This window comes from Candidatus Krumholzibacteriota bacterium (assembly GCA_016931295.1).
Taxonomy (GTDB): domain Bacteria; phylum Krumholzibacteriota; class Krumholzibacteriia; order Krumholzibacteriales; family Krumholzibacteriaceae; genus JAFGEZ01.
On sequence record JAFGEZ010000004.1, the window covers coordinates 17,012 to 31,003 of the forward strand.

The following is a 13,992-nucleotide window of genomic DNA, read 5'->3' on the forward strand; positions in this document are numbered from 1 at the left end:
GGGAAAACAGGCAAAATGAAAGGCGGCAGCATGGAATATCCGTACCTGATCGACGGGGAATGGCTCGACGACGGCGAGGCGCTCGAGGTGCGTTCCCCCTTCACCGGGGAGACGGTCGGCCTGACGCACCGTCCGCCGCCGGCGCGGGTGGAGGAAGCGGTCCGGGCCGCGGCGGCCGCGTTCGCGAAGACGCGCCGGATGCCAACGCACGAGCGGACGGCCCTGCTCGCCCGGATCGCCGCCGCGATACGCGAAACGGCAAACGAGCTCGCCGCGGGGATCGCGCTCGAGGCGGGCAAGCCGATGCGCTACGCCCGCGGCGAAGTCGCGCGCGCCGCGCAGACCTTCGACGAGGCGGCGGCGGAATGCAGCCGGCTCTACGGCGAGGTGATCCCCCTCGACGTCTCGCCCGCCGCGGAGGGGCGGCTCGGTTTCGTCCGGCACGTTCCCGCGGGGCCCGTCCTCGCCATCACGCCCTTCAATTTCCCCTTGAACCTCGTCGCCCACAAGGTCGCGCCCGCCCTCGCCGCCGGGTGCCCGGTCGTTTTGAAGCCGGCGAGCGCGACGCCGCTCACCGCGCTGCGGCTGGCACGGATCGTGACGGAAGCGGGGGCGCCCCCCGGCGCCCTCGCCGTGCTGCCGATCGGCGGAAAGGAGGCCGGCGTCCTCGCCGAACGCGGCGAGATACGCACGGTCAGCTTCACCGGGTCGGCGGCGGTCGGATGGGAGCTCGGCCGCCGGGCCTCCAGGAAGAAGGTCACCCTCGAGCTGGGGGGCAACGCCGCGGCGATCGTGCACGGGGACTGGGAAGACATCGAACGGGCGGTCTCGCGGATCGTCATGGGGGCTTTCGCCTTCTCGGGGCAGGTCTGCATCTCCGTGCAGCGCGTCTACGTCCACCGGCGCGTCGCCGACCGGTTCCGCGAAAAGCTCTTCGCTTGCGTCGCCGCGCTGCGCGCGGGGGATCCGCTCGACGAGGAGACCGACATCGGCCCGATGATCGACGATGCGGAGGCGGCGAGGGTGGCCGGCTGGCTGGAGGAAGCGGTGGCGGGCGGCGCGGTGGTGGCCGCGGGGGGCGGCAGGCGGGGGGCCTTCCACGAGCCGACCGTCGTGGAGGAAGTTCGGCCGGGCATGAAAATCGTCGACGAGGAGGTCTTCGGCCCCGTCCTCTGCCTCGCCGACTACGACGGGATCGACGAGGCCCTCGCCGCCGCCGGACGGTCGCGGTTCGGCCTCCAGGCGGGCGTCTTCGCCCGTGACATCGGCGTCGTCATGCGGGCCTGGGAGGAGCTCGAGGTGGGCGGCGTCATCGCCGGCGACGTGCCGACCTTTCGCGTGGACCGGATGCCGTACGGCGGGGTCAGGGATTCCGGACGGGGACGCGAGGGGCTCCGATGGGCGATCCGCGGGATGTGCGAGCCGCGACTGCTCGTCATCGCCCCCTGAGGTGAAAAGAAGACGCGGGCCGGCCGAAGCCGGCCCGCGCGTCGCTCTGCGCCGGGATCCTCCAACCTATCCCCTCGCGAAGAGGGTGGCGAAGACCTTCGCGTCTCCGAGCATGAAATCGATCGTGGTGTGCTCGTTGGGCATGTGCGCCGTGTCGTCGATCCGCGACCAGACGACGGCGGGAAGCCCGGCCCGGCGGAAAAAGGCGGCCACGGTCCCGCCGCCGATCCCCTGCGGCTTCGCCTCGACGCCGTAGATTTCGCGTATCGCCGATGAGAGCGCCGTGACGACGGGCGCGTCGACCGGCGTCGCCGGGGCGGCGTCCTCCCGCTGGGGGGAGGAGAGCTCGATCGTGACGCCGAACTGTTTCTCCACCTCGCGGACCATCGTCTCTATCGTCGCGTGGACGTCGTCGAGCGGGATGCCGGGCAAAACGCGCATGTCCATGTAGAAGACGTCCTCGCCGGGGATCGAGTTGACGTTGGGGACGTTCGCCTCCTTCTTCGTGGGCTCGAAGGTGCTGATCGGCGGTTCGAAGACCTCGTCGCGGCGGTCGTAGATCTCGTACAGCCGGTCGAGGCGCGTGATGAGGTGGGCCCCCGCGCGGTGGGCGTTGATCCCCTTGCCCGGCTCGGAGGCGTGGCACTGCCGGCCCCTGACGACGACCTTGAGCCAGTAGATCGATTTCTCGGCCACCTCGATCTGCGATCCGTCGGGCACGCCCGAGTCGGGGACGAGGATGTAGTCGTTCTCCGAGAAGAGATCGGGACGCTCGCCGATGAGATGGCCGATCCCGAACCGGCTTCCCGTCTCCTCGTCGGAGACGAGGATGACCCCGGTGTCGCAGGGCAGCTCGACGCCGAGCTCCCTGGCCGCCTTGAGGGCGAGAAGCGGCGTGACGAAGCCGTGGTGGTTGTCCTCGACGCCGCGGCCGTAGAGCCGGCCGTCCTTCTCGACGACGACGTAGGGGTCGGTCTCCCAGAGCGAGATCTCCCCGGGGGGGACGACGTCGAGGTGTCCCATCACCCAGATGCGGCGGTCGGCGGACGCCCCCTTCATGAGGGCGACGATGTTGGGCCGCACGCCGGAGGGCACCCGGTCGTCCGGGGCGTCGACGTGCTCGACAGAATCGAAGCCGATGTGCTCGGCCATCCACGACTCGATGAAGGCGGCCTTTTCCGCTTCGCCCCCGCCGTCGTTCTCGGGGCCGAGCGCGGGGATCGCGACGAGGCTCGTCTGCAGGTCGATCGCGAGCTGGCGGTAACCGTCGATCTTCTCGAGCATCTTCTTCAGGGTATCGGCGTCCATTTCTCCTCCTCTGCCGTGTGCCGCCGGGCGGCCGCGGCGCGCTGCCGGCCGGCCGGACTCACGACGGTATCACCGCCCATGGGGCCGGTCAAGGCCATTCGCCCCGCCAGGCGAAGCCCGTTGACCTGACGGCCGGCGCGTGGTGTAATGTCGGGCGACTGGACACGTCGTCGCCACGGACCGGGAAGGAGACGGCGCGGATCGCGCCGGGAAAGGAACAAGACATGACAGGACGCATCATTTTGACGGCCTGCGCGTTGCTGGCGGCGCTCGGCGCCGGCTGCACGAGCCGGGAGGAGGCGATCGAGGCCTTGCCGACCGACGAGATCGCGCGGCGCAACGAGGCGTACGCGCCCTACGAGATGACGGTCCCCTGGGATCTTCTCGACGAGAACGAGCAAACGGCCCTGCGGCATCTCTACGACGCGGCGGTCGTCATGGACGAACTCTTCCTCCGGCAGGTCGACGAGGGGAACGTCGAGTTGCGCGAGCGGGTCCGGCGAAGCGGCGACGAGACGCTCCAGCGGTTCTTCCGGATCAACGTGGGGCCGTGGGACCGCCTGGCCGGCGACGAGCCGGTGATCGGCTCGCGGCCGAAGCCGCCCGGCGCGGCCTTCTACCCGGCCGACATGACGAAGGAGGAGTTCGAGGCGCACATCGCCGCGCACCCGGGGGAGCGGGAGGCATTCGAGGGCACCTTCACCGTCATCCGGCGCGACGCGGCCGGCGGTCTCGTCGCCGTCCCCTACGCCGAGGCCTGGCGCGACCTGCTCGAGACGGCGAAGGCCTCCCTCGACGCGGCGGCCGACGCCACCGGCAACGCGTCGCTCGCCGCCTTCCTCCGCCTGCGCGGCGCCGCCTTCCTCTCCAACGACTACTTCGAAAGCGACATGGCCTGGATGGACGTCCGGGACAACCTTCTCGACGTGACGATCGGGCCGTACGAGGTCTACGAGGACAACCTCTTCAACTACAAGGCCGCCTTCGAGGCGTTCGTCTGCATCCGCGACCCGGAGGAGAGCCGCAAGCTCGACGGGCTCAAGGCCTACCTCGTCCGGATGGAGAAGAACCTCCCGATCCCCGACGAGTACAAGAACCTCGCGCGGGGGACCGAATCGCCGATCTCGGTGGCCGACGTCGTCTTCTCGGCGGGCGACACCAAGGCGGGCGTGCAGACCCTCGCCTTCAACCTGCCCAACGACGAGCGCGTGCGCGAGGCCAAGGGATGCAAGAAGGTGATGCTGAGGAACATCTGCCACGCGAAGTTCGACCGGATCCTCCGGCCGATCGCCGAGCGGCTCGTCGATTCGGCCCAGCTCGATCTGGTGACCTTCGACGCCTACTTCAACCACATCCTCCTCCACGAGTTCTCGCACGGCCTCGGCCCCGGCCGCATCACCCTCGCCGACGGCGTCGAGACCACCGTGAACCGCGAGCTGCGCGAGACCTACTCGGCGATCGAGGAGGCCAAGGCCGACATCGTCGGGCAGTACAACGTCTACTACCTCGTCGACGACGGGTTCTTCCCCGCATCGCTGGGCGAGGAGACGGCGGTGACCTATCTCGCCGGCTTCTTCCGCTCGGTGCGCTTCGGGATCGAGGCGGCGCACGGGGCGGCCAACATGATGGCCTTCAACTTCTTCCGGGAAAAGGGCGCGTACCTGTACGACGAGGTTTCCGGGCGCTGGTCTGTCGACACCGCGAAGATCAGGGGCGCCGTCGAGGATTTCTCGCGGGAGATCCTGATGATCCAGGCGCACGGGGATTACGCCGCCGCGAAGCGGTTTCTCGAGACGTACGGCGTGATGGGCGACGAGGTCCGCGCCTCGCTCGCCAGGCTCGACGACGTCCCCGTCGACATCGATCCGCGTTTTGCTATTGAAAAGGAGTTCGGAAAGGATTAATTATTCGGTAGAGGCCGCCGATCCGGCCGGGGCCGGAGGCGGTCCGACATAGACGGGAACGACATTGGCCGGGTGCCGCCTCCTAAATCAAATGGTCGGCCTTCAAGGGGGTAAGGTGATCTTAAGGTTGGGATACCGGGGCACCCGGCCGTTTTCCGCTTTCCTCGCCTCCGCCGCGTTCCGCTGACCGAAGCGCCGCTCTCACCGCAGATCGAGGACGGCCGCCCCCGAGATCCGGCTTTCCTTCACGAGCAGCAGGGCCTCGTTCGCCGCCTCGAGCGGAAAGAGCGTCGTGTTGGTGCGGATTGGTATCGCCTCGGCGAGGGCGATCAGTTCCCGCCCGTCGCGGCGCGTGGCGTTCGCCACGCTCCGGAGGATCTTCTCGTGGTAGAGGTGCCGCTCGTATTCCATCGCGGGGATCGCCGTCATCGTGATTCCCGCCAGCGTCACCGTGCCGCCGTGGGCGACCCGCTCGAGGGCCGCCGGCACGAGCTCCCCGGCAGGGGCGAAGACGATCGAGGCCGCCGGCGGTTCGGGCGGCTCGTCGGCCGCCGTACCCGTCCACTCGGCGCCGAGGGACCCGGCGTGCTTCCGGTGGGCCTCGGCGCGGGTGAATACGAAGACGCGGCAGTTCCAGTGGCGCGCGATCTGTATCGAGACGTGCGCGCTCGCGCCGAAGCCGTACAGACCGAGGGTTTCTCCCGGCCGGATCCCGGAAAGACGCAGCGCCCGGAACCCGATGATCCCCGCGCAGAGGAGCGGGGCGAGGTCGCGGTCCGGGAAATCCGCCGGGAGGGGATAGACGAAGCCGGCGGGGAGGCACACGTACTCCGCGTAGCCGCCGTCGACGTCCCGCCCGGTGAAGCGGGCGTCGCGGCAGAGGTTCTCCCGGCCGCTCCGGCAGAAGGCGCAGGAGCCGCAGCTTTGATTCAGCCAGGCCGCGCCCACCCGTTCCCCCGCCGCGGGGCGCTCGACCCCGGGGCCGGCGCGCTCGACCTGCCCGACGATCTGGTGCCCCGGCACGACCGTGCTGCGGGCCGGGGGCAGGTCCCCCTCGATCTCGTGCAGATCGGTGCGGCAGATCCCGCACATCGAGACGCGGACGAGCACCTCCCCCGGGCCGGGCTCCGGCACGGGGAGATCGCGCAGCACGAGGGGTTCCGTCTCGATCGGTCCCCGCCGTTCGAGCACCATCGCCTTCATTTTTTCGAGCCTCCTCTCTCCCCGAAACGGATTTCGGGACCGCCTCATGTCATACCACACCGGAGGCGCGGTTGAAAAGAGCCGGCCCGGTTTCGGCTTTCCGGGCGCCACCCGTTCGTCGTATACTGGAGAGGCCGCGCACGGACGCGGCGAACGAAAGGAAGGCGGATGCCGGTGTTTCTCGACGAATGCGCGGCGGCCGTTCTCGCCGGCGACGGCGACGCGGCCGCCTCCCTCGCGCGGCGCGCCCTCGAGGAGGGGCGGCCGCTCATGGAGACGATCGACGACGGGTTCATCCGCGGGATCCGCGACGTCGGCAGGCTCTGGGAGGAGGGCGAGCTCTTTCTCCCCGAGCTGGTCATGGGCGCCGAGGCGATGAAGAGGGCGATGGCCGTCCTGGTTCCCGCCCTCGGCGGAAAGGCGGCGGCCGATCCGGGAAAGGCGGTCGTCATCGGGACGATCGAGGGGGACATCCACGACATCGGCAAGACGCTCGTCGCCACGATGCTCTCGGCGAACGGGTACGCGGTCGTCGATCTCGGCGCCGACGTTCCCGCCGCGCGCTTCGCCGACGAGGCCGCGGCGACGGGCGCGCGGGTCGTCTGCGTGTCGGCGCTCCTGACGACGACGATGGCCGGGCAGCGGGCGGTCGTCGAGGAGCTCGTCCGGCGGGGACTGCGCGAGACGGTGCGCGTCGTCGTGGGCGGGGCGCCGGTGAGCGCGGACTGGGCGCGGGAGATCGGGGCGGACGGCTACGCGCCGGACGCCGTCGCCGCCGTCGACCTGCTCGACCGTCTCGGCGAAGGGGAAAGGCGGTCATGACGAAGCGCGCGCACGGCTTCCTCGAGACGGTTTGCCGCAAGGTCGTCCTCTTCGACGGCGGGATGGGATCGATGCTCATCGCCGCCGGGCTCCGCGACGGGGACGTGCCCGAGGCGTGGACGCTCGAGCGGCCGGACGAGGTCGCGGCCGTCCACGCCGCCTACCTCGACGCGGGCGCGGAGGTCGTCCAGACGAACACGTTCGGCGCGACGCGGCTCAAGCTCGGCCGGTCGGACGCGGGGCGCCTCCTCGACGTCGACGAGGTCAACGAGCGGGCGGCGGCGCTCGCGCGCGAGGCGGTCGGCGCGCGGGGCGGCGGCCGGTTCGTCGCCGGGGACATCGGTCCCACCGGTCTCTTCTTCCCCCCCGTCGGGGAACTGACCGAGGAGGCCGCGTACGCGGCATTCCGGGAACAGGCGGCCGCCCTCGAACGCGGCGGCGTCGACCTCTTCCTCGTCGAGACGATGTACGACGTGCGGGAGGCCCGGGCGGCGCTGCGGGCCGCGCGGGCCGTCTCCGGCCGTCCCGTCGTCGTCGAGGCCACGTTCGAGCGGAAGCCGCGCGGCTTCTTCACCCTCGTCGGCGACACGCCGGAACGGGCCGTCGAGGTCCTCGGCGACGCGGACATGCTCGGCGCGAACTGCACCCTGTCCTCCCCGGAGATGCCCGACCTCGTCTCCCGGATGCGGGAGCTCACCGATCTGCCGCTCCTCTTCCAGCCGAACGCGGGCAATCCCGAGATGGAGCGCGGACGGCCGGTCTACCGGCAGACGCCCGCCGCCTTCGCGGACGACATCGTCGAGATCATCCGGCGCGGCGCCGGCGCCGTCGGCGGCTGCTGCGGGACCGATCCGCGGTTCATCCGGGAGATCCACGACCGGCTGACGCACGGCAGCTGAACAAGCCGCCGCGCCGGGGAAGGGAGTTTGATGGAGCCTGTCATCGAGCGGTCCTTCACCGTCGACATGCCGCGGGAAGAGCTCCTGCGCCTGCTCGGCAGGCGGCCGGAGACGGCCGGGGCCCCGGGACGGCGTCTCGAAGCCGCCCTCGACGAGGCGATCGAGGAGGCCGGCAGACTCGTCGAGACGGCCGGGATCTGGACGATCCTCCCCGGATCGGCGCTCGAACACCCTCCCTTCGCCGGCCTCGAACGCATGGCCGTCTGCGTCTGCTCGATCGGCCCGCGGCTCGAGGATCGCGTGGCCGAGCTGACGGCCGGCGACGAGCTGCTCCGCGCCGTCGTCCTCGACGCGGCGGGCTCGACGGCCGCCGAGGCGGCGGCCGGGCACATGGACCGGACGATCGCGGCCGTCGCGGCCGAGACGGGACTCGGCACCTCCTGCCGGGCGAGCCCCGGCTACGGCGACTGGCCGGTCGAGGGGCAGGCGGCCCTCTTCCGCGTCCTTCCCGCCGGACGGATCGGCGTGCGCCTCTCCTCCGGCGGCATGATGATCCCCCGCAAATCGGTCTCCTTCGCGATGCACGTCGCCCGCGATCCGGCGCGACTCCGGAGCGAGAACTCCTGCGAGAACTGCGACCGCGACGATTGCCCGGGCCGCTCGGAAAACGGGGGCAAGGCCCGATGACCCGCACGCCCCTCGTCCGCTGGTTCGACGACGCGGATCGCGAACGGATCGTCGTGGAGGCGATCGCGATCCTCGAGGAGACGGGCGTCGCCGTCGAGCACGACGAAGCCCTCGCGCTCCTCGACGGCGCCGGCGCGCGGATCGAAGGCGGGCGCGTCCGGGTGCCGGCCGCGCTCGTCGAGCGCTCGCTCGAAACGGCCCCCGGCAGCGTCCTGCTCTGGAGCCGGGGCCCGGCGGGGGCGTCGTCGCCCGCCGCGGAGCTCGGCGGCGGCGAACTCTTCTTCACGCCGGGCTCGGCGGCCTTGCGCGTGCTCGACCACGGCCGGGGCGGGGCGCGGCCGCCCGCGACGGCCGACCTCGCGCGGTTCGCCCGACTCACCGACGCCCTCGCGAACGTGGCCGTGCAGAGCACCTGCCTCGTGCCGGCCGACGTCCCCGCGGAGACGGCGGACCGGTACCGCCTGGCGATCGCCCTCGCCTGCGGCGCCAAGCCGGTCGTGACCGGCACCTTCCGGGAGGACTCCTTTCCCCTCATGCTCGACATGCTCGTCGCCGCGGCCGGCGGCGAGGAGCGGTTGCGCAAGCGGCCGATCGCCGTCTTCGACTGCTGTCCCACCTCGCCGCTGCACTGGAGCGGCCTCACCGCGGGGGCGCTCCTCGACTGCGCCCGCGCCGGCGTCCCGGCCGAGATCGTCGCGATGCCGATGACGGGGGCCACCGCGCCGGCGACCCTCGCCGCCGCCGTCGCCCAGCACTGCGCCGAGGTTTTGAGCGGCGTCGTCATCCACCAGCTCGCCGCCCCCGGCGGGCCCGTCGTCTACGGCGGGTCCCCCGCGGCCTTCGACATGCGGCACGGGACGACGCCGATGGGGGCCGTCGAGACGATGATGCTCGACGGGGCGAACGCGGAGATCGGCCGCCGACTCGGTCTTCCCGTCCACGCCTACATCGCGCTCAGCGACGCGAAGCTCGTCGATTACCAGGGGGGGTTCGAGACGGGGATGGGGGCGGCGATCGCGGCCCTCTCGAGCGTCGATCTCGCCGCCGGACCGGGGATGCTCGATTTCGAATCCTGCCAGAGTCCCGAGAAGCTCCTGCTCGACAACGAGATCTGCGGGATGGCCCGGCGGTTGCGGGCGGGGATCGCCCTGCGGGAGGAGCCGCTCGCCCGGACGGTCGTCGCGGAGGGGACCCTGCGCGGCGATTTCCTCTCCCTTTCGCACACGGCACGGTGGTTCCGCGCGGAGACCTTCTTCCCCGGCCGCCTCGTCGATCGCCTTCCCTGGGAGCGCTGGAAAAAGGAGGGGGGGCAGGACGCCGCCGCGCGCGCCGCGAGCGAGGCAGAACGGATCCTCGCCGAAGCGCCGCCGCCGGCGATCGATCCGGCCGTCGTGAGGCATCTCCGGGAGGCGGCGGCGGCGGACCTCCGCGCGGCGGGGATGGATCGGATACCGGACTGGTACTGATTTGTTGCCGCCCGCCACGAAGAAACGCCCCCCGGCCCGCGCCGGGGGGCGTCGTCGTATCGGATCCGCCGACCCCGCGCTATTTGATCGCGGCCTTGATGGCGAACTGGACGCGGACGTTGTCCATCGTCTCCTCGGAGACGATTTCCGCGCCCTCCTTCGTCATCCAGTCGGTCTGCATGTACTGCACCTCGAGGATGCCGGTGACGGTTCCGGTGATCGCGTAGAAGACGTTCCCCCAGGCCACCATGTTCCGGTCGCGCAGCGACTCCTCGTCGCCGTCGGGCACGGTGAAGTCGCCGTCGTCGGGATCCTCGAAGGCATAGCCGGCGTGCAGGGCGACCCGGTCGACCGGCGTCACGGCGAGCATTCCCCAGCCCCCCGTCGAGCCGAGGGCGTCGCCCGCCGGGGAGACGCCCTGCAGGACGCCGCCGAAATAGGTCTGGAGGTTCTCGCCGACGAAGAACTCGCCCAGGAGCGAGATCCGCGGCGTCAGGGTGACGGCGAGATCGGCGTTCGCCGACCACGAATCGGTGGTTTCCCCGTCATCCTCGCCCCAGGCCTCCTGCCCGTAATGCCCCGAGACGCCGAGGGCGATCTTTCCCTCGTCGCCGAGGTTGAACGCGAGGCCGAGGCGCCCCTGCATCGTCGGCAGCGCGGCGTCGGCGCCGTCGTCCACGCCGTCGCCGTCGACGTCGTTGCCGATCGTCCGCGTCGCCGCCACGTCGAGGGTGACGTCGGCCGCCTCGCCGAGCGATCCCCAGGTGGAGAGCCGCAGCTGCGGGCGGCGGTAGCCGATGTTCCCCTGCCCCCACGCGACGCTGTAGTTGACCGTCTTCGGGTTCAGCGGGGAGATGACGTCCCAGGTCTGCCCGGCGGTGAGGGCGATCCGCTCCCAGGCGAGGCGCACGTAGGCGTGGCGGAGAAGGAGCCCGGCCTTGTTCTCCCCGGCTCCGGCCCCGAAGAAATCGTACTCGATCTTCGCCGTCGTTTTGACCTCCTCGGCCTTCCAGCGGAAGTCGAAGCCGAGCCGGCTCTCGCGGCTCGTGATGTACATCCGGTCGTCGTCCACGGCGGCGTACGGGACGTAGACGACGTAGTTCCCGGGATAGGTGGCCGCCTTCTCCCAGGCGATGTCCGTCTTGAGGTAGCCCCCGAAGCCGAAGGAATAGCCGTGGGGAAGCCAGCCGCAGTCGTGGTCTTCGCCGCCGCCGCCCGTCTCGCCGGCGGAACCCGCCGCCGGGGCGAGGAGGAAAAGAAGGGCGAGCGCGATCGTCGTTGTCCGTTTCATCGATGTCTCCTTGTCGAAATTTCTCGCGCGGCCCCACCGCGGAGCCGCGCGTTCCCACAGGTGTACGGGAGGGGAGGGGCCGCTGTCAACGGCAAAGGGCCGGCGGGGTCGGCGCGGGGAGGGCGGAGGACGGTCGGCGGGGACCGGGCATGCTTCCCGGGGGACGCGGAACGGTCAGCCGATCGCGATCATGCGGCGGATGGCCCGCTCCGCCTTCGCCGCGATCGCCGGCGGCACGACGATCCGCGGGGAGAGGGACTCGAGCGAGGCCAGGATCTTTTCGGGCGTGATCTTCTTCATGTTCGCGCAGAGGGCCGACGGGGAGAGGGGGATGAAGGTCTTGCCGGGAAAGAGCGTCTCGAGCCGGTAGCACATGCCGGCCTCGGTGCCGATGACGAAGGTGCCCGCGTCGCTCTCGGCGGCGTACCGGATCATGCCCCCCGTTCCGAGCACCGCGTCCGCCTCGGCGACGATCGCATCGTCTGCCTCGGGATGGACGAGGAGGCGGGCGCCGGGGTGCGCCCGTCGCAGCTCGCGGACCCGCTCGACGGAGAAGCGCTGGTGCGTGGGGCAGTAGCCGTCCCAGAGGATCATCTCGCGCCCCGTTCGGGCGGCGACCCAGCGGCCGAGATGGCAGTCGGGGCCGAAGATGATCGGCCGGCCGGGCTCGATCGAGGCGACGACCGCCTCCGCGTTGGCCGAGGTGCAGCAGCAGTCGGTGAGCGCCTTGACCTCGGCGGTGGAATTCACGTACATCACGACGGCCGCGTCGGGATGCTTCCTCTTGAGGCCGGCGAGATCGTCGGCGTCGATCATGTCGGCCATCGGGCAGCCGGCCGAGGGTTCCGGGAGGAGCACGGTCTTGCCGGGGGCGAGGATCGAGGCCGTCTCGGCCATGAAGTGCACGCCGCAGAAGACGATGACCGGGTCGGGAAGGCTGGCGGCGGTGCGGCTGAGGTCGAGGGAGTCGCCGAGATGGTCGGCGATGTCCTGGATCGCCGGGGGCTGGTAGTTGTGGGCGAGGATGACGGCGCCCCGCTCTTTTTTCAGACGGGCGATCGGGCCGGCGGGATTCTCACGCATCGCCGGGCCGGTCCTTCGCGTTCCCCGCCGCGTCGAGCCCGGCGCCGCAGTGCGGGCAGACCGACAGATCCGCCGAGACGATCTTGCCGCAGGAGGAGCACGGCCTGAGGATGCACTTGCACTTCCGGCAGTAGGGCTGTTCGTCCTCCACGGACTCCTCGCAGACGGGGCACCGCTCCAGCTCGCGCGCGGGCGACGGCGGAGCCGGCTCGCCCGACTGGCGGGCCAGGTAATCCTCGATGGCCGCGTGCAGGGCGTCGGCGCCGAGGTTCGAGCAGTGCAGCTTCTGCGTGGGCAGGCCGCCCAGCTCCTCGGCGACCATCTCGTTGGTGATCTCCATCGCCTCGGCGATGGTCTTTCCGATCGCCATCTCGCTCACCATGCTCGAGACGGCGATCGCCGCGCCGCAGCCGAAGGTCTTGAACCGCACGTCGGCGATCCGACCGTCCTCGACCTTGATCGCGAAGGTCATCATGTCCCCGCACACCGGATTGCCGACCTCGCCGACGCCGTCCGGATCGGCGATGTCGCCGACGTTGCGCGGATTCATGAAGTGGTCCATCACCTTGTCACTGTACATCGGCATCGTCGTTCTCTTTCCTGTAGAGTGGTGACATCTCGCGGAGCCGCGCCGCGATCGGCGCGAGCGCCTCGATGACGCGGTCGGCCTCCGACACCGTGTTCTCCGGGCCGGCCGAGAAGACCAGCGACCCCTGCGCCGTGGCGGCATCGAGGCCGATCGCCTCGAGCACGCTGCTTCCCTTGAGGCTCTTCGACGTGCAGGCGGAGCCGCTCGCCGCCCGGATTCCCGCCCGGTCGAGGAAGAGCAGCAGCGCCTCGCCCTCGACGTAGCGGACGCAGACGCTCGCGTGGCCGGGGAGCCGGCGCTCGGGATGGCCGGTGACGACGACGTCGTCGATCGCCGCCGGGATCCCGGCGAGCAGCCGGTCGCGCACGGGGTTCACCCGTCCGGCATGGCGCGGCAGCTCCTCCGCGGCGAGGGCGGCAGCCACGCCCATCCCGGCGATCGCGGGGATGTTCTCCTGGCCGGCGCGCTTGCCGCGCTCCTGGATCCCCCCGGCGACGAGGGGCACGAGCGGCGTTCCCTTCCCGACGACGAGGGCGGCGGCCCCGGGGGGACCGCCGAAGTTCTGGGCGGCCACCGTCATGGCGTCGACGCCGAGGGCCGCGATGTCCGTCTCGATCGCTCCCGCCGTCCCCCACGCGTCGGTGTGCATCGGCACGCCCGCGTCGCGGCAGAGGGCCGCCAGGTCGGCGATCGGCTCGATCGTCCCGATCTCCGTGCTCGCGTGGAGAATCGAGACGAGGGCGGCGCCCTTCCCGAGCTCCCTGGCGAGATCGTCGGGGGAGACCAGGCCGTGTCCGTCGACGGGGAGGACGACGAGCTCGAAGCCCTCCTTCCCGAGAATGCGCGCGGGCTCGGAGACGGAGACGTGCTCGACGGCGGAGACGATGATGCGGTTGGAGCGCTTCAGCCGGCCGCGCGCGATCCCCCGGACGGCGAGGTTGTTCGCCTCCGATCCCGTCGCGGTGAAGATCACGCCCTGCGGATCGGCGCCGACGAGGGCGGCCACGCGCGAGCGCGCCTCGAGGAGGACGTCCGCCGCCAGCTGGCCGCGTTCGTGGACGCTCTGCGGATTGCCGAATCCGTCGCAAAGCAGCCGGGTCATCGTCTCGACGGCGGCGGGGCGAACCGGCGATGCGGCGATATGGTCGAGATATATCTCGTTTTCGGCGTTCATCGTCCGATGCGCGGGCGGCCGCGTTTCCCCGGCGGCCGCTCGCCGGGCAGGGGTTGTCGTATCGGTCGTTACAGCACTAATCTAGACGATGTCCGGCCGAATGCAACCAAAAACGTC

Annotated in this window: 12 protein-coding genes; 6 read left to right on the top strand and 6 right to left on the bottom strand. The window is 71.0% G+C overall.

Annotated elements, in window-relative coordinates; all coding sequences use genetic code 11:
* The first annotated feature begins 15 nt into the window (after positions 1-15).
* A complete protein-coding gene (locus JW876_01655) occupies positions 16-1,449 on the top strand; it encodes an aldehyde dehydrogenase family protein (protein MBN1884213.1) in 1,434 nt (477 codons plus the stop codon).
* Positions 1,450-1,515: 66 nt separating this feature from the next.
* On the opposite strand, the gene JW876_01660 is transcribed toward JW876_01655, so the two are convergent.
* A complete protein-coding gene (locus JW876_01660; protein MBN1884214.1) occupies positions 1,516-2,757 on the bottom strand; it encodes a M20 family metallo-hydrolase in 1,242 nt (413 codons plus the stop codon).
* A gap of 224 nt (positions 2,758-2,981) precedes the next feature.
* Here JW876_01660 and JW876_01665 point away from each other — a divergent pair, with 224 nt between their 5' ends.
* Complete coding sequence (locus JW876_01665) at positions 2,982-4,661, top strand: peptidase (GenBank protein ID MBN1884215.1); 1,680 nt, start codon at positions 2,982-2,984, stop codon at positions 4,659-4,661.
* A 201-nt stretch (positions 4,662-4,862) separates the two neighbouring features.
* On the opposite strand, the gene JW876_01670 is transcribed toward JW876_01665, so the two are convergent.
* Positions 4,863-5,864, bottom strand: coding sequence for a zinc-dependent alcohol dehydrogenase family protein (locus JW876_01670; protein MBN1884216.1), 1,002 nt, complete (start codon positions 5,862-5,864; stop codon positions 4,863-4,865).
* Between the two features lie 168 nt (positions 5,865-6,032).
* On the opposite strand from JW876_01670, the gene JW876_01675 reads away from it, so the two are divergent.
* The 4 genes from JW876_01675 to JW876_01690 are packed head-to-tail and all read left to right on the top strand — an operon-like array spanning position 6,033 to position 9,738.
* Positions 6,033-6,686, top strand: coding sequence for a cobalamin-dependent protein (locus tag JW876_01675; protein MBN1884217.1), 654 nt, complete (start codon positions 6,033-6,035; stop codon positions 6,684-6,686).
* The gene (locus JW876_01680; protein MBN1884218.1) at positions 6,683-7,585 is read left to right on the top strand and encodes a homocysteine S-methyltransferase family protein; all 903 of its coding nucleotides are present in this window, start codon (positions 6,683-6,685) and stop codon (positions 7,583-7,585) included. The genes JW876_01675 and JW876_01680 overlap by 4 nt, the downstream gene beginning before the upstream one ends.
* A gap of 30 nt (positions 7,586-7,615) precedes the next feature.
* Entirely contained in the window at positions 7,616-8,272 is a 657-nt protein-coding gene (locus JW876_01685) for a hypothetical protein (protein ID MBN1884219.1), read from the top strand.
* Complete coding sequence (locus JW876_01690; protein ID MBN1884220.1) at positions 8,269-9,738, top strand: trimethylamine methyltransferase family protein; 1,470 nt, start codon at positions 8,269-8,271, stop codon at positions 9,736-9,738. The genes JW876_01685 and JW876_01690 overlap by 4 nt, the downstream gene beginning before the upstream one ends.
* A 79-nt stretch (positions 9,739-9,817) precedes the next feature.
* On the opposite strand, the gene JW876_01695 is transcribed toward JW876_01690, so the two are convergent.
* From JW876_01695 to JW876_01710, 4 genes are all read right to left on the bottom strand, one after another.
* Positions 9,818-11,029 carry a hypothetical protein gene (locus tag JW876_01695; GenBank protein MBN1884221.1) on the bottom strand — a complete coding sequence of 404 codons (1,212 nt, stop codon included), beginning with the start codon at positions 11,027-11,029 and terminating at the stop codon, positions 9,818-9,820.
* Between the two features lie 174 nt (positions 11,030-11,203).
* Complete coding sequence (nadA, locus tag JW876_01700; GenBank protein ID MBN1884222.1) at positions 11,204-12,112, bottom strand: quinolinate synthase NadA; 909 nt, start codon at positions 12,110-12,112, stop codon at positions 11,204-11,206.
* Positions 12,105-12,692 carry a Fe-S cluster assembly scaffold protein NifU gene (nifU, locus tag JW876_01705; GenBank protein ID MBN1884223.1) on the bottom strand — a complete coding sequence of 196 codons (588 nt, stop codon included), beginning with the start codon at positions 12,690-12,692 and terminating at the stop codon, positions 12,105-12,107. The genes nadA and nifU overlap by 8 nt, the downstream gene beginning before the upstream one ends.
* Entirely contained in the window at positions 12,682-13,875 is a 1,194-nt protein-coding gene (locus JW876_01710; protein ID MBN1884224.1) for a cysteine desulfurase, read from the bottom strand. The genes nifU and JW876_01710 overlap by 11 nt, the downstream gene beginning before the upstream one ends.
* Positions 13,876-13,992: the final 117 nt, after the last annotated feature.

Bases quoted from the DNA above. Each gene is read 5' to 3' on its own strand.
- nadA (MBN1884222.1), bottom strand. From the start codon at position 12,112: ATGCGTGAGAATCCCGCCGGCCCGATCGCCCGTCTGAAAAAAGAGCGG.
- JW876_01660 (MBN1884214.1), bottom strand. From the start codon at position 2,757: ATGGACGCCGATACCCTGAAGAAGATGCTCGAGAAGATCGACGGTTAC.
- JW876_01690 (MBN1884220.1), top strand. From the start codon at position 8,269: ATGACCCGCACGCCCCTCGTCCGCTGGTTCGACGACGCGGATCGCGAA.
- JW876_01710 (MBN1884224.1), bottom strand. From the start codon at position 13,875: ATGAACGCCGAAAACGAGATATATCTCGACCATATCGCCGCATCGCCG.
- JW876_01675 (MBN1884217.1), top strand. From the start codon at position 6,033: ATGCCGGTGTTTCTCGACGAATGCGCGGCGGCCGTTCTCGCCGGCGAC.
- nifU (MBN1884223.1), bottom strand. From the start codon at position 12,692: ATGTACAGTGACAAGGTGATGGACCACTTCATGAATCCGCGCAACGTC.
- JW876_01670 (MBN1884216.1), bottom strand. From the start codon at position 5,864: ATGAAGGCGATGGTGCTCGAACGGCGGGGACCGATCGAGACGGAACCC.
- JW876_01685 (MBN1884219.1), top strand. From the start codon at position 7,616: ATGGAGCCTGTCATCGAGCGGTCCTTCACCGTCGACATGCCGCGGGAA.
- JW876_01695 (MBN1884221.1), bottom strand. From the start codon at position 11,029: ATGAAACGGACAACGACGATCGCGCTCGCCCTTCTTTTCCTCCTCGCC.
- JW876_01665 (MBN1884215.1), top strand. From the start codon at position 2,982: ATGACAGGACGCATCATTTTGACGGCCTGCGCGTTGCTGGCGGCGCTC.
- JW876_01655 (MBN1884213.1), top strand. From the start codon at position 16: ATGAAAGGCGGCAGCATGGAATATCCGTACCTGATCGACGGGGAATGG.
- JW876_01680 (MBN1884218.1), top strand. From the start codon at position 6,683: ATGACGAAGCGCGCGCACGGCTTCCTCGAGACGGTTTGCCGCAAGGTC.